Source organism: Paraburkholderia sp. GAS334, from assembly GCF_050436625.1.
In the GTDB taxonomy this organism is placed as follows: Bacteria; Pseudomonadota; Gammaproteobacteria; order Burkholderiales; family Burkholderiaceae; genus Paraburkholderia.
In genome coordinates, this window is sequence record NZ_JBNDMO010000014.1 from 1 (window position 1) to 18,759 (window position 18,759).

Genomic DNA, 18,759 nt, shown 5'->3' on the forward strand with positions numbered 1-18,759 from the left:
GCTGTCTGGGCCTCGGGGCTCGTCTTGGGTTTGCGTGGCATACATGCTCCTTGAGCTACATGTTATGCCTTACACACAAAATTTATGACAGGCCCGGAAAGGCCAAAAAAACCCCGAACAGACAAACAAAAAACCCTAACCCCGAGCCACATCGGGCTCAAAAAAAACCCACCGCACCTGCGGAAACCTCTCCTGCATATCGGCTTCAATAACATTAATCGCGTCGACCATCGCGCGCCCACTCTCATAGTCGATCATCTCCGCCTGAACGGCGACCACCACATCCCGTCCCCACTGCAATGTAATCAGATTGATCACGCCGCGAACTTCAGGCCGTGCGCGCACAAACGCCTCGACCTCGCGTCGAACCTCCGGGCTCGCGGACTCGCCGACAATCATCGACTTCACCTCTCTCGCCACCAGCCACGCAATCGCCATCAAAAGCACGCCAACGCCTATCGATCCCAGCGCATCGTATACCGGATTGCCCGTCATCATCGTCAGCAGCACGGCCACAAACGCGGTCGCCAGCCCCGCGAGCGCAGCAACGTCTTCGCCCGCCACCACCAGTAATTCCGACTCGCGCGTTTCCCGAAACCATCGCCACATCGACTTGCGCGGATGGCTCTTGCGGATTTCCTTAACGGCGCCCGCAAGCGACAGCGACTCAAGCACCACCGATACACCCAGCACCACCAGAGCAACATACGCATGCGAGAGCGGCTCGCGCGCAAACAACCGGTGAATCCCCTCATAAACCGAAAACGCACCACCCACAAAAAACAGCAGCAACGCAACCAGCAACGAGTAAAAATAGATCTCGCGCCCCGAGCCCATCGGATGAAGCCGGCTTGCCGGTCTTCGCGCCTGGCGCAGTCCGAAGAGCAAAAGAATCTGGTTGCCGCAGTCCGCCGTCGAATGGATCGCCTCCGCAAACATCGAACCCGAACCGGTAAATGCAGCGGCGGCGAACTTGAAAATCGCAATGCCCAGGTTTGCAGCGAGCGCGTAGAAAATGGCCTTCGGCGATTCTTCTGTCATCGTGAGTGCAACGGGTTAAAGTTGAAATCGGCCACTAAACGACCGAACGGTCAGCCAGCGAACACGCGCGGCAGGCCATCGCGCATCTCGCCAATCACGGTCGCGCAATCGAAACCGTCGGCATGGAAGAGCGCCAGCACATCGTCGACAGTGTCCGGCGCGCACGCCACCAGCAATCCACCCGATGTCTGCGGATCCGTGAGTAGCGCACGGGCGTGATCGGGCAAGCCAGCGTCAAGCGAAATGCTTTCGCCAAACGACAACCAGTTGCGCGCCGATGCACCTGTCACCACGCCCGACGAAGCGAACGCTTCCACGCCCGGCAGCCACGGCAGGTCGGCATATCGCAGATGCGCACTCAGCCCCGCGCCGCGTGCAAGCTCCAGCGTGTGACCCAGCAAACCAAAACCGGTGACATCCGTCATCGCATGCACGCCCTTTAGCGCAGCGAGTTCAGTGCCCGGACGATTGAGCTTCGTTGTCGTCGCAATCATCGCTGCGTAGCCCGCTTCATCCAGTTTCTCTTTCTTTAATGCCGCCGATAGCACGCCCACGCCCAGCGGCTTCCCAAGCACGAGCACGTCACCCACCTGCGCCGAAGCATTGCGCTTGACGCGTTGCGGATGCACGATACCAAGCGCAGCGAGCCCGTAAATCGGCTCGACAGAATCGATCGAATGACCACCCGCAACAGGAATACCAGCCAGTGCGCAGATGTCCTCACCGCCGCGCAATATCGTTGCGATCACGTCATGCGGCAAGACGTTGATCGGCATGCCGACCAGCGCCAGCGCGAGAATGGGCTTGCCGCCCATCGCGTAGACGTCGGAGAGCGCATTCGTGGCTGCAATTCGGCCAAAGTCATAAGGATCGTCGACGATCGGCATGAAGAAGTCCGTCGTCGCGACGATCGCCTGTTCGTCGTTCAGGCGATACACCGCTGCGTCATCAGCGGTCTCAGTACCGACCAGCAGATCGGGAAATGCAGGGAACGGCACACTGCGTTTCAGCAGTTCTGACAGCACGCCAGGTGCGATCTTGCAGCCGCATCCGCCGCCATGCGACAGGCTGGTAAGGCGCGGCGCGGCCGCATTCAACGATAAGTCTTGGGTCATGGCGGGTAACGGGTCGGGATGGCAATAATCCGTATTATGGGCAATCCCGCAGACATACGTACAGCAGGCGCGCCACGCATGCTCCGCGTGCGCGCCTCCAGCCCGCGCTGATCAGCCGCGAGGAACAGGGCCAAACGCGGCCCTGAATACCGTCAGGCCCGTTCAAGCACTGCCATTTCCCGCACGATGACAAGGAGCATCGAGAGACTCGCGCCGCCTGTCGCCCGAAGATCGGCCAGCAGCCTCGCGTAGCGTTCCAGCGCAGCCTTGCGCTTCTCGTCCCATGTTTCGACCAGCGACGCCGGCGTGTCGTGCTCAGAAGCGGATGCCAGCGCACTCGTCGTCAGCGCGCGCTTCAGGCGCGCCAGCTCAGCGAGCGCCGCCGCACGCGCCAGCATGTCCCAATGCGTCGGCGTGGGTAACGCCAGCGCGCGTTCGGCGATCCAGCTGTAGTTCAGCCGCGTGCCGAGCGCGAAGTACACACCCGCAACGAGTTCAAGGTTGCGATTGCACGTCGCCGCGACTTCGGCAATGTCAAGCAGTTCCGCTGAAATCCCGCCACTCGCCACATGTAACGCCAGTTCACTATCGACGCCTGCCTCCACCAGTTCGCGCTGACGTTCCGATAACGCCTCCATATCGGCCTGCGGCAAAAGCGTCGGCAATTGCGGCGCAAGCCGTTGCACGGCCTCGCGACACCGGCCAAGCAGATCCGCAACACCGCCGTCGTGCACGGCCCCAAGCTGAAATTGCCGCATAAACCAGAGCGCAGCACGCTCAAGCAGGCGTGTGACTTCGACAAACATGCGTGCCTGCACATCGTCAGCGACATGGTTATCGAGCGCATCGATCTGCCGCCAGACTTCGTTCAGATCGAACACATCGCGTCCCATGACGCACGCCCGCACGATGTCGCCAGGCTTTGCATCGGTCTCCTCCATCAGACGATGCACGAATGCACAACCGACGCGATTCACTAACGCATTCGTCAGATGCGTCGCCAGAATTTCCCGTCTTAGCGGGTGATGCGCCATTGGCGCACTAAAGCGCATCTGCAAAGGCCGCGGAAAATATTCGACCAGCATGTCAGCCACCAGCGGATCTTCCGGCATGTCGGATTCGAGCAGCGCGTCGTACAGCCACATCTTGCTGTACGCGAGCAGCACCGCGCGTTCCGGCGTCGAGAGACCGAGCCTGGCCGTCTGCCGCTCGGTGATTTCCTCGTCGGTGGGCAGAAATTCGATCACGCGGTTGAGCCGTCCAGCCCTTTCCAGCCAGCGCATCAGGCGCACTTCCGTATCGAGCATGTCGACGCCATAACGCCCGGCGATCGATAACGCCTGTGTCTGATAGTAGTTGTCCTGCAGCACCAGCAACCCGACTTCATCGGTCATTTCCGCCAGCAGCGCGTTGCGTTGTTTCTCCGTCATCTCGCCGTCGGCCACCACGAGACCCAGCAGAATCTTGATGTTGACCTCATGATCCGAGCAGTCGACGCCAGCGGAATTGTCGATTGCATCCGTGTTGATGCGGCCGCCGCGTTGCGCGAATTCGATGCGGCCGAGTTGCGTCAGCCCAAGATTGCCGCCTTCCGCGACGACCTTGCAGCGCAGATCGGCACCGTTCACGCGTATCGCGTCGTTCGCACGATCGCCGACCTGCAGATGCGTTTCGCCGCTCGCCTTGACGTAGGTGCCAATGCCGCCGTTATAGAGCAGATCGACCGGCGCCATCAGGATCGCGCGCATCAATTCGTTTGGCGCGAGCGCAGCAGCGTTGATGCCGAGCGCGGCCTGAACAGCCGCCGACAGCGGGATCGTTTTCGCCGTGCGCGGAAACACGCCGCCACCCGGTGAAATCAGCGCGCTGTTGTAATCGGCCCAGCTCGAACGTTCCAGCGCGAACAGACGGCCGCGCTCCGCAAGACTCGTCGCCGGATCCGGCGTGGGATCGAGAAAAATATGGCGATGATCGAAAGCCGCGACGAGGCAGATATGTGGCGACAGCAGCATGCCATTACCGAACACATCGCCTGACATATCGCCTACGCCGACAACCGTGAAATTCATCGTCTGCGTATCGACGCCCATCTCGCGGAAGTGTCGCTTTACCGATTCCCACGCACCGCGCGCGGTGATCGCCATCTTCTTGTGGTCGTAGCCGACCGATCCGCCCGAAGCAAACGCGTCGTCAAGCCAGAAGCCATACTCGCGGGAAATCGCATTGGCGTAGTCGGAAAACGTAGCCGTGCCCTTGTCGGCGGCGACGACAAGATAAGGATCGTCAGGATCGTGGCGCACCACGTCTGGCGGTGGCACAATCGTGCCGCTTGCGAGGTTGTCCGTCACATCGAGCAGCCCGCGCAAAAACGTCTGATAACACGCAACGCCTTCGCGCAGCCACAATTCACGGTCCGAAGGCGGCGGCGGATTCTTCACGACGAAGCCACCCTTCGAGCCGACGGGCACGATCACCACGTTCTTCACCATCTGCGCTTTCATCAGGCCAAGCACTTCCGTGCGGAAATCCTCGCGACGGTCGGACCAGCGCAAACCGCCGCGCGCCACGCGCCCACCGCGCAGATGCACGCCCTCGACACGCGGCGAATACACCCAGATCTCGAACATCGGCTTGGGCTCGGGCAAACCCGGCACCTTTGACGGATCGAACTTGAACGACAGATACGGCTTCGGTTCTCCGTGCCCGTCGTGCCGGTAATAGTTCGTGCGCTGCGTCGCGTTGATGACGCCGAGAAACTGGCGAAGAATCCGGTCCTCATCGAGATTCGGCACCTGATCGAGTGCGGTATCGATCGCCTTCAGCAACTGTTCGCGTCTGGCTTCACGCGTTTCGCCATAGGCGGGATCGAATCGCGCAATGAACAGTTCGACAAAGCGGCGCGCAATATCCGGATTGCCCGTCAACGCGCGTTCGATGTATGCGTCGCTGAAGGTGGATCCAACCTGGCGCAGGTATTTAGCGTACGCCCGCAGGATCGTCACTTCGCGTGCATTGAGCTTCGCACGCAGCACCAGACGGTTGAAGCCATCGTTTTCTATTGCACCTGTCCATACCTGTTCGAACGCGTGTTCGAACAGGTCCTTGACGTGCTCGATGTCGAACTCGACATCGTCTGCGAGTTCAAGGCCAAAATCGTGAATCCATGCGGGCGTCGCATCAGGCGCTTCGATCAGATACGGCCGCTCTTCATCCACACGCACGCCGAGATTTTCGAGCATCGGCAGGCTGCGTGACAAGGCAATCGGCTCGCCGGCCCGATAGACCTTGAAGCGGAACGCACGCGCCCCCGCTTCGATTGGCCGGTACAGGTTCATTGCAAGCCGTCCGGTGCCCTGCAGACGCTCGATCAGATCGATATCGCGCACGGCCGTTCGTGCAGGGTAGTCGTCGCGATAGCCGGCCGGAAAGGAATCCGCGTAATGTTGCAATAACCGGTTGCCCTGCTCTTCGCCAAATGCATCGAGGAGCGCATCGGCGAGATCGTCCTGCCAGCGGCGCGTAACCTGTACGAGTCGTGCTTCGAGTTCGCGGGTATCGACGTCGGGCATCGCGCCCGGCTCGGCACGCACGACAAAATGGATACGCGCGAGTGTCGATTCCGACAGCAAAGGTGTGAACTCGACGCTCGCGCCGTTAAACGCGCCTCGCAGCAGCTGCGCGATGCGTCGGCGCAGATCGGTGTTGTATTTTTCGCGCGGTACGAAGACGAGGCACGACACGAAGCGGTCGAAGCGGTCGCGTCGTATGAAGAGGCGTGTGCGCTGATGCTCCTGCAAACGCAGCACGCCTAGCGCAGCGTCATATAGCGAATCTTCATCGGCCTGAAATAGTTCATCGCGCGGCCATGTTTCAAGCACGGTGACGAGCGACTTCGCCAGATGTCCCTTCGGTAAAAAGCCTGCCCGCCTGACGATATTCGCGCACTTGCGGCGCACGATCGGAATCTCCGAACTCGACACCATATAGGCCGTCGATGTATACAGCCCGATAAAACGCCGCTCGCCGGTCACCTTGCCGTCGGGTCCGAGCAGTTTGACGCCCACGTAGTCGAGATAGCCGGGCCGATGCACGGTCGCACGCGAATTGGCCTTTGTGAGGAAGACGGGCGATGGGCCGCTGATGATCTCGCCTGCCCCAGCGGGCAATGGCGTGACGTCGGCGGTGCCGGGGCGCTGCGTTTCGCGCAGGATGCCAAGCCCGGAGCCCGCTACCGCGCGCAGGCCGAAGCCCGCGCCGTGTGGCACGAGTTCATAATCGCGCTGGCCGAGGAAGGTGAAATGATCGGCTGTCATCCACTCGAGAAACGCACGCGCCTCAGTTGCGTCGGCGCTGGTTTCCTGCGCCTTCATCGCCTTGATTGTCTGACGCGAAATATCGACAATCTTCGGCCAGTCTTCGACCGAGGCGCGTACATCGTGGAGTACCCTCGCGATGTCGTCACGCAGGGCGTCGAGCTTCGCTGCATCGCCGCATCGATCGACTTCGAAGTGGATGAATGACGTTAGCTGCGACTGCGGATCGGCGGCATCGGCTGCGCCTGCACCGACCCGCACGATAGCGCCTTCCCGATCGCGCCAGATGCGAAAGACAGGGTGCACGACGGAATGCAGCGCCAGACCCAGGCGGTTGACGGCCATCGATACTGAATCGACCAGAAACGGCATGTCGTCATTGACGATTTCAATAACCGTATGGTCGGAATGCCAGCCGTGCTGTTCGAGAATCGGGTTATAAACCCGGAGGCGTTCGCTGCCAGGTACGAAGCGCTGCGCCGTCTGCCAATGCGCCATCGCCGCGCCATACAGGTCGGCGATGCTACGACTTTGCATGTCATCAGCATCGACGAAGTCGTAATAATGCAACAGGAACGGTTCGACGATTGCATACGCGGGCTGTGGCAATCTCCCACGTGCGAATTCGGCAATATCGATCAGTAAATGCGCGACCGCTTCTTCGTTCTTCGCCTGCATGATGTCCTCCGCGACGGGTGGCAATCGATAGCAATGCTAGAACCGGATTATGCGCCCTTCGGGTGCAAAAGCGATGACCGGTAACCCCAGATTAATTGCATCGTTGTGTTGTTTATCGCGCATCTCAGGGTTCGCCGCATTAGCGCGATGAGCACGCCTGCGCTAGTCTTTTATGGTCCAGTCGGGCAGTCGTTTTGGGGACGAAAAAATAATCGTTTGATTGCGAAGTACGGCCTTTCTGCCGATACATTCGCGCGCGTGGCCAGGCGCTCATCGATGTCGTGCGATCGCACGCTTCACGGGATCCTGTCCACGCCCAGCGCCGAAAGACCCGCTCTTTCCAGTCTATGGCACTGGCCTGTTGTCGAACCGGGGTGAACCTGTTGCAAGCCAAGTCATGGAGTGACAGCACCATGAAGCGCATGCCATTTCGACACATCAGTACCATTAGCTATGCGGCGATTATCCTCTTCAATGCAGAGGCGGCCGCGCAGTCGCTCGAGGATCAGGCAGCGCAGGCAGCGCGGGCATTGCCAGCTCCGCCTGCATCGCCCGCTACGTCCGCTACGTCCGCTACGTCCGCTTCGCCCGCTACGTCCGCTTCGCCCGCTACGTCCGCTTCGCCCGCTACGTCCGCATTACCCGCTGCGTCCGCATCGCCCGCATCGCCCGCCGACGTCGCCGCATTGCGCGAGGAACTCAATCAGCGCATCAAGGAAATCGATATCCTGAAGCGCAAGCTCGCTGACGAAGAGGCCGGCCTCACGCGGCTGAGCCGGGCACTGGACGCGGGCAAGCTCGAAACCCAGCGCGGTACCGGTGGAACCGATGCTAACGGACTGCCAGTCGGTACGGCAGCGACAGGCGACGCGGCTGTAACAGGCGGTGCAGCAGCGACAGGCGGTGCGACTGCAGCGGCGCAAGCCGTGACTGCAGATCAGGCAGCAGCGGCCGACCAGGCGCAGTCCGGCAACGCCGCGCCCGCACAGAACCAGCCGGTAGGTCAGGCGCCCGTGGTGGACTCGCGCCCGCCTGCCGTCGCACCGATCTTCGACCAGCCTGGCGTGCTTACGCCACGCCATGTGCTCGTGGTCGAACCGTACTTCCAGTTTGCGTATTCGTCGGCGAATCAGCTCTCGCTCGTCGGGTACACGATCATCCCTGCGTTGCTGATCGGGCTCATCAACGTGAGCGAAGTAAAGACGACCACGCTGATAGGCGGCGTAGCCATGCGCTACGGGATCACGAACCGGCTGGAATTTGAGGTCCGCGTCCCGTACGTATATCAGACCAACGATACCGTCGCCCGCCAGATCTTCACCGGCGCGGCGGCGAACAGCGTGATCAACAGCAATGGCAATGGCATCGGCGATGTCGAAATGACGATGCGCTATCAGTTCAATGAGGGCGGCCCCGACAAGTTCTACTATGTCGGCTGGCTGCGCTTCAAGACCGCGACCGGTAAGAGTCCGTTCGACGTGGTGACCGACTGCGTCACGCGGTGTATCGCCAATACGACCGGAACCGGCCTGCCGCTGCAACAGCCGACCGGCTCCGGTTTCCTCGCGATCCAGCCGGGTCTCACCTGGCTCTTCCCGACCGACCCGGTCGTGTTCTTCGGCAACTTCAGCTACCTGCACAGCTTCGGAAAAGACGAGAGTCTCACGCTGATAAACGGTGTGCAGGAGTCCCTCGGCAAGGTTCAGCCGGGCGACATCTGGGGATTCAACATCGGGATGGGCCTTGCGCTGAACGAGAAGGCGTCGGTCAGCATCGGCTATGACATGTCCATCGTGCAACCAACCAGCCAGAACGGTCAGACCGTGACCGGCTCGGTGCGAACCATTCTCGGCACATTGCTGATTGGCTATTCATACCGCCTGACGCCGAAAACCACGCTCAACTTCTCGATCGGCGCCGGTCTGACGCGTGACACGCCAGACGTAACCCTCACGATGCGCGTGCCGATTGCCTTCTGAACGGTCTTCTGGTCCCGAAACCCGCCACCCGCCCGATTTGTCTAGCGGGGACGCACGGCGCTGATGAGCGCGGTGTTCAGCGTCGCGCCGATGTTCATTGACTTGAACGCGGAAAGCGAATTGACGCTCGTATTGATCGTCGTGAGCGCCTGAATCTGCTGGTTGCTCATCGTGTTCTGGATGACTGCTCCGGTCACGCCTGGCAACGCGCCGGGCTGCACGGTATTGTTCAGCCCGTTCTGGACCAGCGCCCCGGTATTGGCATTCGCAAGCATCTGTGCCTGCTGCGGGGTCATCTGGGCGATGTTCGGAATGTTGAAGCTCGTCGACGAGACAAGATTGCCGTTGACGAATGCAGCCCGCGAAATGCCGAACGACACCACCAGACCGGACGGCAGCTCGAAGCCGCCACGCATGCTGTCCAGACGGGACTCGTCGACCGCAACCAGATCGGCAGAAGCCCATGCCGGGTCCGCTTCATCGCGCTTTTGCGCTGCATGTGGCGTGGCCGTCTTGCCGCCGGCTGTCGCTTCGAGCACCTGGCCCGTGCCTGCCAGCGGCGCGTGTTGCGCCGACTGGACGGGCGCGTCCATCTTGACCTTCAGGTTCAGCGCTGCACGATCGAGCAGTCCGCCACTTGATGCCGGCGCAGCAGCGACTTCCGTTGGGCGCGCAACGTTCGGTGCGGCGTGTGCCGGCGGAGGCATGGCAATCATTGCCGGCGCGATCGTCAGGTCTGCCGTACGCGTAACTTGAGGCGAGGCGTGAGATGCCACAGGCGCGACGTCCTTTGCCGGCGCAACCGTCCTGCCTGGCTCGGGGGTGACGACGCTGAGTGTGACACCCGCCGTCACGGGCGCGGGTTCTAGCGTTGATACCGCAGGCACATGCGCCGCATGCACGACATCCGACGATGGTGTACTGTCCGCGGATACAGCTTGCCGTGCCGACTTAGCCGGCGCCTCAGGTACATATGCGGAATCCGGGACAGCGCTCATCACCGGGACGACAACCTTCACCGACACAGTCGGCGCACGCGCGGTAACCGGGACGGCATTCGCCGTCGGGACAACGTTCTGTGCAGATACCGCCGGCAGTTCCTGTACTTGTACTTGCCCGGAGTCAGGCACGGCAACCGCCACCGGAGCAACATCCTGTGCCGACACAGCTGGCACGTCCTGTACATACGCGGGATCCGGCACATCGTTCATCTGCGGAGCAACAGCCTGCGTCGACACAGCCGGCACTTCCGCTACATGCGCGGAATCCGGTACATCACCCGTCACCCGGGCAACGTCCTGCTCCTGCATCGACACAGCCTGCACTTCCGGTACACGCGTGGAATCCGGTACATCGCTCATCGCCAGAGCGACATCCTGCGTCGACGTCGACACAGCGGGTACTTCTGGCACACGCGCGGAATCCGAAACGGCACTTGTCACCGGAGCTACGTCCAGTGTCGACAGAACCGCTGTACGCGCTGCATAGACAACCTCGGGCGCAGTACCTTCCTGCGCAACCGGTGCTGCACTCGGCACCGGAGCACCACTTGCGTCCTGCGCCTGCGCCCCATCTCGCGCATCGTCCGGCGTCACTGACGCAGTATCCTGCACTACGTCATCGGTCATATGCAAAGCGGCATCCAGCGCCGGATCGCGCATCGGTACAATCCGCCCGGTCGCGACGCCCGGCGATTCGTTGCCTGCTGCGTTGGCACCCAGAGACGACATGGCACCGCATACCATCGTTACGATGGTGGCGAGCTTTAGATGTTCGGGTCTCATCATCGCTCTCAGAATTCACCTGGGCCGAGTTTCGGAATTACCACACTGAACAGACCTTCGCGCGGAATGCCCGTATAGAGCGGTGCATCCGGCGCAACATGCCAGTCACTTGCATCGTTGAACTTCGCCTGTTCATGCCGGTTGTGAATCACGAACAGTACGCGGTCCTGCCACTTCTCCTCGAAACTCTCCCGCGACATGGCGCGCGTGCCGGTAGCCGGATCGCCGACCAGGACCCGCCCGTTCCGTACGCCCTTGACGACGACGAAGTGGTGATAGCCGTGTTCGATGATCAGCACGATCGCAGGCGTTTGGGTCTGCTCGAGCTTGTCCAGCGGAACCTCATAGCCATCCGCCTCGAAGCCGCGCGCGACCAGAAAATTGCGGATGTCGAGCAGAGAGAATCCTTCCCTTCTAATCTTCTCCTGGTCGCCGCGCTCGAACATTTCCGTGAAGGCCTGCTGCTCGTTGACCGGGAAATCGTATTGATAGGTCAACAGCGTGGCCAACGCGGCCGAGCCGCAACTGAAGTCGAATTGCTGCCTGATGGTCCGCTTGTAGCGAGCTTCCTTCAGGCTCGTTACGTGCATCGCATAGTAGCCGCCAGAAGGATCGGCGATATTGATCGGATCGGCGAGCGCAGTCGACGCCCAAACCCCGCAGGCGAGCGCGACGCACACTGCGAAGGGTTTCATCGCTCATTCCCCGAAGCGCACGTTCAGCACGGTCGCATTCTGGATCAGCACGTTAGCGCCGGTATTCTGGATCACTGACGACAATCCGTTTGCGCCCGCGAACGATCCCTGCGTAATCGCGTTCGATCCTGTCGAGACCTTGTAGGCCGTGTTATCCGAGACGGAACCGTTCAAGGTGTTCTTGCCGACCTGGACATCTCCGCCCCGCCGCTCGGCGAGCTGGTCGTTACTCATTGCAACCCCGAAGCTCACGTCGCCCGACGGCTGTCCGGCGGTTACGGGTGTCGCAGGTGCCAGGGGTATCGCTGCGTCGACCGCCACGGCGGGTGACCCAGCTAAAGCGACAGGTGAAGCGACCGTCGCGCCGGTTTGCACCTGCGCGGGTGGCGATTGTGACTCAGCGGCAGCCGCCTGAACGATCAGGCCAGGCAGCGCAAACGCGAAAGGCAATACCAGCTGCGCAAACCGTTTTTGCGCTTGCATGGTTGTCTCCTTGGCCTCTGCCCCGGTTCACGGAGCCGGTACAGAAAGCTCGATACCTGCGGTCTTCGTCACGCGATGTTGCGACCGTTCCGGGCGCCTCGTCCGCATGACGACGGAGCGATTGCCGTAAGGCGCAACTGCACGCCTTACGGCAAACCGCACGACTTACTGCTTCAAGCTGGCCGTTCTGTCTAGTGTCCGACAGTCAGGTTAGCCTGCACCGTGACAGCCTGCTGCACAAACGCTGCCGCACCGCTGTTCTGGTTGGCAACGAAGATGCCTGCTGCAGCCGCGCCGGTGCTCGTCATGTTGTTGGACATGTCGAACGTACCTGCACTGACGCTGATGGCTCCGCCTGCACCGCCGGCCGCACCTGCACCACCGGTACCAGCACCGCCATTACCTGCCGTGGCCGTTGCTGCGCCACCTGCGGCACCTGCTCCACCGGCGCCGCCAGTGCCAGCACCACCATTACCAGCCGTCGACGTTACCGTACCGCCAGCACCTGCCGTCGATGCCGCTGCACCGCCCGAACCTCCCGTCGACGTTGCTGCGCCGCCAGCACCTGCCGTCGCCGTGCCTGCTGCACCCGTGCCAGTGCCTGCGCCACCCGTGCCGGTGCCTGCGCCGCCTGTGCCGGTACCTGCCCCGGCGGTAGCCGTTGCCGCACCTGCTGTGGCTGCGCCGCCCGTACCCGTACCCGTGCCCGTACCGGTGCCCGTGCCCGTGCCCGTGCCAGACGTTGCCGTCGCCGTGCCGCCACCGCCGCCAGCCTTGGCCTTGGCCGAGCCTGCGTCGCCCGAACCATAGCCGAGGCCCTTGCCGTAGCCAGAACCATCGCCGCCTACGCCAACCGATGCGGACAGTGCACCGCCGCCTTTGCCGGTAGCATCGCCGCCGGATACTTTAGCGTCTCCGCCAGATCCTTTGCCGTCACCACCTGCTGCATAGGCACTGCCGCCCTTGCCAGCATCAGCAGAGGACTTCGCACCGTTACCGCCTTCGGCTGAGGACTTGCCGCCGTTGGCGCCCGCGGCCCGGGCGTTGCCACCGTCGCCGCCCACGCCCTTCGCGCCGCTACCGCCCTTGCCGCCGTCGCCGCCAGCTGCCAGCGCACTGCCGCCCTTGGCGCCGATGCCCTTGCCGCCGCTACCGCCTTTACCGCCACTCGCGTCGCCCCAGTTACCCGCCGTATTGCCGATACCGTAGACGGCTACCTTGCTCACATAGCCTGACAGGTTGCTGGCCGCGACTACCTTGGTGGAATTCCAGGAGTCCTGTGCCACCTTGCCGCTTATTTCATTCGCGTTGCTTCCAGTCGTAGCGGTCTGGGTCGAAGTTGCGGCTGCGGAGATGCTGTCCGTGCCATTGCCCTCGTTTTGACACGCTTTATCGCCACTACATGGATTTGCCATCGCGTACCCACTGAAGCCCAAAGCAAGGGCCGCAGCGGTCGCCATTAAAGTCTTGCGCATGGAATCCTCCTGATGTTGATTCGGGGGTGGTCGGCTTGGCGAAGTTCACCAATCCGCGGACCCTAGACGCATAGGGGATGCCATGCGCGTAAGTAATTGAAAACAAAGAGGAAGAAATATTTTCCATAATACGGAATAATTTTCCTCGGGTTTTCACCTACTTTTTATGTTACGGAATTGAAACGCATGTCGCGAGCCACCAGGCGTGCCTCGCTTTTGTGCAATCGCACAATTCTTTATTTTTCAAATACTTACGATGTATTTTTGGTGTAAAACAACGAAAACAAAAAACGTTTCTCTTCTGTCGGGCGAAATCGGCTTACCGTGATTCGCTCCAGCCCCAGACGTCCCATATTTTGAGGCGCGCGCCTTATCTGGCTTGGTTTCGAGCGATCACTCCCGCTCTGTAAAGCGTCATGACGGGGGGACGGAGCCGAAGGCAAAACGTATCTTTTGACGTTAAAAAGTATTGCGCGGACTTCTTAAATAACCTCGAGTCACTCATTTGCGGGACGGGTAAACCCGTCTGCATCACACGAATGAAATGCGGTTTAGTTCGCACTGCAACATAGTTTTTTGCATCCGCTTAGGTGACCCGTAAATGGTCACAAAAGATCGCCAATGTGAAGACTTCGTGACGCTTGCGTGACAGGTTGAAAAGCGTTCATCCGGTCATTCAGCGGTGGTGGAACGCGCATGATCCGATGGGTTCGCGAGCCACGCGGAAGCGCTTTCACAGACCCATGCCGGATCGTCATGCGGCAGATCGTGACCGGCCCATTGATGCTGAAGATGGCGCGCATGCCAGGCGCTCGCGAGTTGCGCTGAGCACACGGGATTCACGAGGTGGTCATTCTCAGACGAAAGGATCAGCACGGGGCACGACGGGACCGTGGATCCCGCATTGAATTGCGCTGCAGCAAAAAGCTGACGCAATGCGTTCATCCTGCTTACCGGCGCGCTTTCACGAATCGCGCGCCACGCGGTCAGATCATCCGCGAAGTTGCGACGGTTACTGCAGGTCAGCGAGTGGATAAGCGATTCCGCTTCATCCGACCGGCGCCAGTTCAACGCAACCCGCAACAGGTCCGGCCACGCTTCCGGACGCAGCCGTTCACGCGCGCCGCTGAACGGACGCATGCTTGTATTGATCAGGACAATTCGTTCGATATCCTTCGGATGTCGCTGCGCCCACGATGTCGCCACCATGCCGCCAAGCGACATTGCAAGCAGACGGTACGGACCCGGCACGCCGCTTTGCAGTGCTGCAAGACGCGCGAAACCCACCATGTCCGCAACGTCCAGCGGCGCGCGCAACCCCGCGTAAGCACCGTTGCCCGGCAGATCGAGCGCAAGCACATCGTCCGCATCGGTTGCTGCGCGCAGCAGTTCCGGCAGCGGCCCCCAGTGACGCGACTCGCGTGTCAATCCACGTAGCAGGATCCACGTGCTCATGTGCCGCCCTTCCCGTACCAGTGACTGATTGCCTCCTGCTGCAACTGCTGTCGACGATTACCTTGCGGCAGCCAGCGTTGCGACGAGAACGCGGCGCGCGTCAGGAACTCGAGCAGGTTCGCGTGCCGGCGCAACACGCGCGCGGTGCGATGCGCCTTCACGGGATTGAACATGCCCTGCCGAGAAAACAGTTGCAACGGATTTTTCTTGATCCATAGCCACGAGCCAAGCTCAAGTGTCATCGGTAACATGACGTTCGGCGCAGGCGTGCGATCGTATGCGCAATCCCACAGGTCGCCGTGCAGCAGGTATTGATGGCTTTGCGGCTCGAACGTGTAGCCATGATGGGGATGCGCGCGCTCGAACATCGTCTTGAGCGCGAACATTTCCGGCAGATGCTGCATCAGCTTACGCGTGCGGGCATACGGAAACCAGATGCTGTCGCCCCAACCATAGCCCGAATGGCAATCGAGCGCGAAGCTGAGGGGACGCGTCGCGAGCTGGCTTTCGACGACCTGCAACAGCGCCATCGCTTCCGGTTCCATCGGCGCGCCGCGACTGCCGCGATACCAGGGCAACCACGCGCCGAGACGCTGGCCGCCCGCGAGAAACGGCACCCGTTCGTCGGCGTCCTGCGGCGCGTTGCGCATCAGGTCGACACCGTTCGGATTGGCCCGCGTCGCGGCCCACATGCCGCCGGGATTGATGATCGGCATGAAGACCAGGCGAATGGACTGCAGTTGCCGTACGAGCAGTTCATCCCACTCGAGCCGGCCAAGCAGCGCGCGCATATAGTCGAGCACGAGTTGCGTGCCGATGCGCTCGAGGCCGTGAATGCCGCCGAAGAAACCGATGGCCGGTGCCTGCGGATCGGTCGAGCCGATGCTGGCCGTGTGCACCGCGAACACGCGTCCACGCACGCGCGTTTCGCAGACCGTGTTGATTTCGAAGCTCGCACTGCCGTCATCGAGGATCGACTTGAGGTCCTCGTATTCCGCAAAGCTGTCGGCCAGGAAGCTGAGTGGTTGCATGGCGACGCCAGATTACATTCGAACGTTATTGGGGACGGCACGCGCTGATCCGCCAATATATCGCGTCTGCGGGCAATGCAGCATGACAACGTGCGTTTCGGCGCGACGTGTCATGCCGGCGTCACAGCACGGTTCGTGCCTTTGCTGGCAACGGCTTCCGCTTTCGCCTGATGAAAGATTCTGATAGAAAGGCATGTTCGCCGGCCTGCCCGCCGCGGATACCCTCTTTGAACAATCACATGCTCGCGGTGAACGCCGCCTTCTTCGTCCAGGTTCCTGATGGAAACGTTCGTCGTGTTGCTGGTTTTGATATCCGCGTTATTGCACGCGACCTGGAACGCGTTTCTGCATCTCTCTGAAGACCGCATCTGGCTGCTCGGCATGATGGCGATTCCATACGTGATCGTCAGCGCGATCGGCGTCTGCCTGCTGCCGTTGCCGGCGCCCGGCGCGTGGCCCTACATCATCGCTTCAGTCGTACTCGAATCCGGTTATTGCCTTGCGTTGATCCGCGCCTATCGCAGCGGCGACTTCGGCCAGATCTATCCAATCGCCCGCGGCCTGTCGCCGATGCTGGTCTTTGTCGGTGCGCTCGTGTTCGCACACGAAGCGCTCAAGCCGCTGGCCGCGATCGGCGTCGCGCTCGTATCGCTTGGCATCGTCTCGCTCGCGTTTCGCCGCAACATGCGTTTTTCCGGCGAGAGCGTGCCGTTCGCGCTGCTGACCGGCTTCTTTATCGCGACGTATTCGGTCGTCGACGGCATCGGCGCGCGCGTGGCGGGGAACGGGCTCAGCTACATCATGTGGGTCTATCTGATCTGGAACGTGCCGCAGTTTCTGCTGGTCTGGAAATGGCGCGGTGGCGCGAAAGGCCTCTTCATCGGTCGTGAAAAGGTCTTCAAGGGCGTGCTCTCCGGTGTGATTGCGCTGACCGCGTACTGCTTCATCATCGAAGCGTACCGTTATCTGCCGATCGCGATGGTTTCCGCGCTGCGTGAACTCAGTTCGATTTTCGCTGTGTTGATCGGCTGGCTCGTGATGCGCGAAAAGCTCACGACGCGACGCATCGTTGCGTGTCTGCTCGTCACGCTCGGCGCGGTGCTGATCCGGATTTAAGGGCGTACCAGCGTGGGCATACCGGCGAGGGCTTACCGCCGTGCGCCTGCAGGCCCGCGCGCCGGAAGCTACACGAACTGCACGAGCGTCGAATCGATCGCGTCGGCGAGCGTATCGAACGCGGGCGCGATCTCTTCGTCAGGCACGCACGCGTAACCGATCAGAAGGCCGGAAGGCGCGCTCGCCGGCTCGGCGTAATACCCGGACAACGGCCGCACGATGATGTTGCGCTCCAGCGCCGCCTTTGCCACCGCGCGATCGTCGGCGTCTTCGGGCAACTGCATCACGAGATGCAAACCCGCGTCGCCGCCGACAGCGGGGAATTCCTCGCCATAACGTCGCGAAGCGGCGTCGAGCAATGCCTGACGGCGCTGCCCGTACAGCGTGCGCATCCTGCGGATATGCGACGTAAAATGCCCTTCAGCGATGAATTCAGCCAGCATCGCCTGCTGCAGCAGCTGGCCTTCGCGGTACAGCTCCGCGCTCGCCGTCGCGAAACTCTCGGCCAGCGCTTCCGGAACGACCAGATAACCGATGCGCAGCCCAGGAAACAGCGTCTTGCCGAAGCTGCCGACGTAAATCACCTGCCCTGCCGTATCGAGTCCCTGAAGCGACGCAAGCGGCCGGCTGCCGTAGCGAAATTCGCTGTCGTAGTCGTCTTCGATGATCCAGCATTGGTGCTGGCGCGCATATTCGAGCAGCATCCGGCGCCGCGCGAGACTCATCACCATCCCAAGCGGATACTGATGCGACGGCGTGACGAGCATCAGCTTCGGCGGATGCGCGAGATCGTCGGGAGACGGGTTGATGCCCTCTTCGTCGACCGCGATCGGGCGCGATTGCAGACCCGAAACGTGCAACACGCTGCGCACGCCCCAGTAGCAGGGATCCTCCGTCCAGATCACGTCGCCCGGGTCGGAAAGCAGACGCACCGCCAGGTCGACCGACTGATGAATGCCGGTCGTGATCACGATCTGCTCCGGCGTGCAGCGCACGGAGCGCGACGTCCGCAGATAGTCGGCCAGAGCATGACGCAGCAACGGCAAGCCGCCGCCAGGCGCATACGTCAGCAGGTCGGGCCGCAGCCGGCGCCAGTACTTGTTATGCAAACGGCTCCAGACGCGCGCCGGAAAACGGGTCACGTCCGGCACGCCCGGCATGAACGCGCCCCACTGGCGCTTCGACACGCCCGCGCCCGACACGAGCCGGGCACCTCGCGTAGATAAAGCCCGCGCGGCGGGCAGCGGCATGGAATCAGAAGACGGCGTGGCCGGCGCAGCGTCCGGCACCGCGACTTCGGGCGCGCCGACGATCTCGTCAGGCGCGCTATCCGCGACAAACGTGCCGCGCCCGGTCGCCGACGTCACATACCCCTCGAGCGCGAGCTGCTCATACACCTGCGTCACCGTATTGCGCGCGATGCCGAGTTCCGCAGCCAGCAGGCGCGACGACGGCACCTTGGTGCCAGCCGGCAGTTCCCGCGACAGGATCGCCTGCTGGAGCAGCCGGTGCAGTTGCCGGTAGACCGGTTGACCGTTGCCACGGTCGAGCCGCTGGGCCAGCCAGTCGGATAGAACGCTCGCACGCATGATTG

The 18,759-nt window shown here is 61.7% G+C and carries 12 protein-coding genes; 2 read left to right on the forward strand and 10 right to left on the reverse strand.

The window, feature by feature from the left end; all coding sequences use genetic code 11:
• Positions 1-135: 135 nt before the first annotated feature.
• The 3 genes from P3T21_RS23550 to P3T21_RS23560 all read right to left on the reverse strand — a co-directional run bounded on the left by P3T21_RS23550 (position 136) and on the right by P3T21_RS23560 (position 7,147).
• Positions 136-1,041 (reverse strand): cation diffusion facilitator family transporter, encoded by a 906-nt coding sequence (locus P3T21_RS23550; protein WP_429258359.1) that lies wholly within the window; start codon positions 1,039-1,041, stop codon positions 136-138.
• Between the two features lie 50 nt (positions 1,042-1,091).
• Positions 1,092-2,156 (reverse strand): selenide, water dikinase SelD, encoded by a 1,065-nt coding sequence (gene selD, locus P3T21_RS23555; RefSeq protein ID WP_429258360.1) that lies wholly within the window; start codon positions 2,154-2,156, stop codon positions 1,092-1,094.
• Positions 2,157-2,308: 152 nt separating this feature from the next.
• On the reverse strand, positions 2,309-7,147 hold the full coding sequence (locus P3T21_RS23560) for an NAD-glutamate dehydrogenase (RefSeq protein ID WP_429258361.1): 4,839 nt from the start codon (positions 7,145-7,147) through the stop codon (positions 2,309-2,311).
• Between the two features lie 413 nt (positions 7,148-7,560).
• On the opposite strand from P3T21_RS23560, the gene P3T21_RS23565 reads away from it, so the two are divergent.
• On the forward strand, positions 7,561-9,126 hold the full coding sequence (locus tag P3T21_RS23565) for an acetate kinase (RefSeq protein WP_429258362.1): 1,566 nt from the start codon (positions 7,561-7,563) through the stop codon (positions 9,124-9,126).
• A 41-nt stretch (positions 9,127-9,167) separates the two neighbouring features.
• On the opposite strand, the gene P3T21_RS23570 is transcribed toward P3T21_RS23565, so the two are convergent.
• The 6 genes from P3T21_RS23570 to P3T21_RS23595 form a co-directional block, all read right to left on the reverse strand.
• Positions 9,168-10,910, reverse strand: coding sequence for a hypothetical protein (locus tag P3T21_RS23570; RefSeq protein WP_429258363.1), 1,743 nt, complete (start codon positions 10,908-10,910; stop codon positions 9,168-9,170).
• Positions 10,911-10,918: 8 nt separating this feature from the next.
• Positions 10,919-11,605, reverse strand: a complete 687-nt coding sequence (locus tag P3T21_RS23575; protein ID WP_429258364.1) for a C39 family peptidase — start codon at positions 11,603-11,605, stop codon at positions 10,919-10,921.
• A gap of 3 nt (positions 11,606-11,608) precedes the next feature.
• Positions 11,609-12,088 (reverse strand): hypothetical protein, encoded by a 480-nt coding sequence (locus P3T21_RS23580; RefSeq protein WP_429258365.1) that lies wholly within the window; start codon positions 12,086-12,088, stop codon positions 11,609-11,611.
• Between the two features lie 191 nt (positions 12,089-12,279).
• A complete protein-coding gene (locus P3T21_RS23585) occupies positions 12,280-13,563 on the reverse strand; it encodes a hypothetical protein (RefSeq protein ID WP_429258366.1) in 1,284 nt (427 codons plus the stop codon).
• A gap of 672 nt (positions 13,564-14,235) precedes the next feature.
• The gene (locus tag P3T21_RS23590; RefSeq protein WP_429258367.1) at positions 14,236-15,018 is read right to left on the reverse strand and encodes an alpha/beta fold hydrolase; all 783 of its coding nucleotides are present in this window, start codon (positions 15,016-15,018) and stop codon (positions 14,236-14,238) included.
• Positions 15,015-16,049 (reverse strand): M14 family zinc carboxypeptidase, encoded by a 1,035-nt coding sequence (locus P3T21_RS23595; protein WP_429258368.1) that lies wholly within the window; start codon positions 16,047-16,049, stop codon positions 15,015-15,017. The genes P3T21_RS23590 and P3T21_RS23595 overlap by 4 nt, the downstream gene beginning before the upstream one ends.
• 279 nt (positions 16,050-16,328) lie before the next feature.
• Here P3T21_RS23595 and P3T21_RS23600 point away from each other — a divergent pair, with 279 nt between their 5' ends.
• Entirely contained in the window at positions 16,329-17,165 is an 837-nt protein-coding gene (locus P3T21_RS23600) for an EamA family transporter (RefSeq protein ID WP_429258369.1), read from the forward strand.
• A 68-nt stretch (positions 17,166-17,233) separates the two neighbouring features.
• Here the strand turns inward: P3T21_RS23600 and P3T21_RS23605 are convergent, their stop codons facing one another.
• A complete protein-coding gene (locus tag P3T21_RS23605; protein ID WP_429258370.1) occupies positions 17,234-18,754 on the reverse strand; it encodes a PLP-dependent aminotransferase family protein in 1,521 nt (506 codons plus the stop codon).
• Positions 18,755-18,759 lie beyond the last annotated feature (5 nt).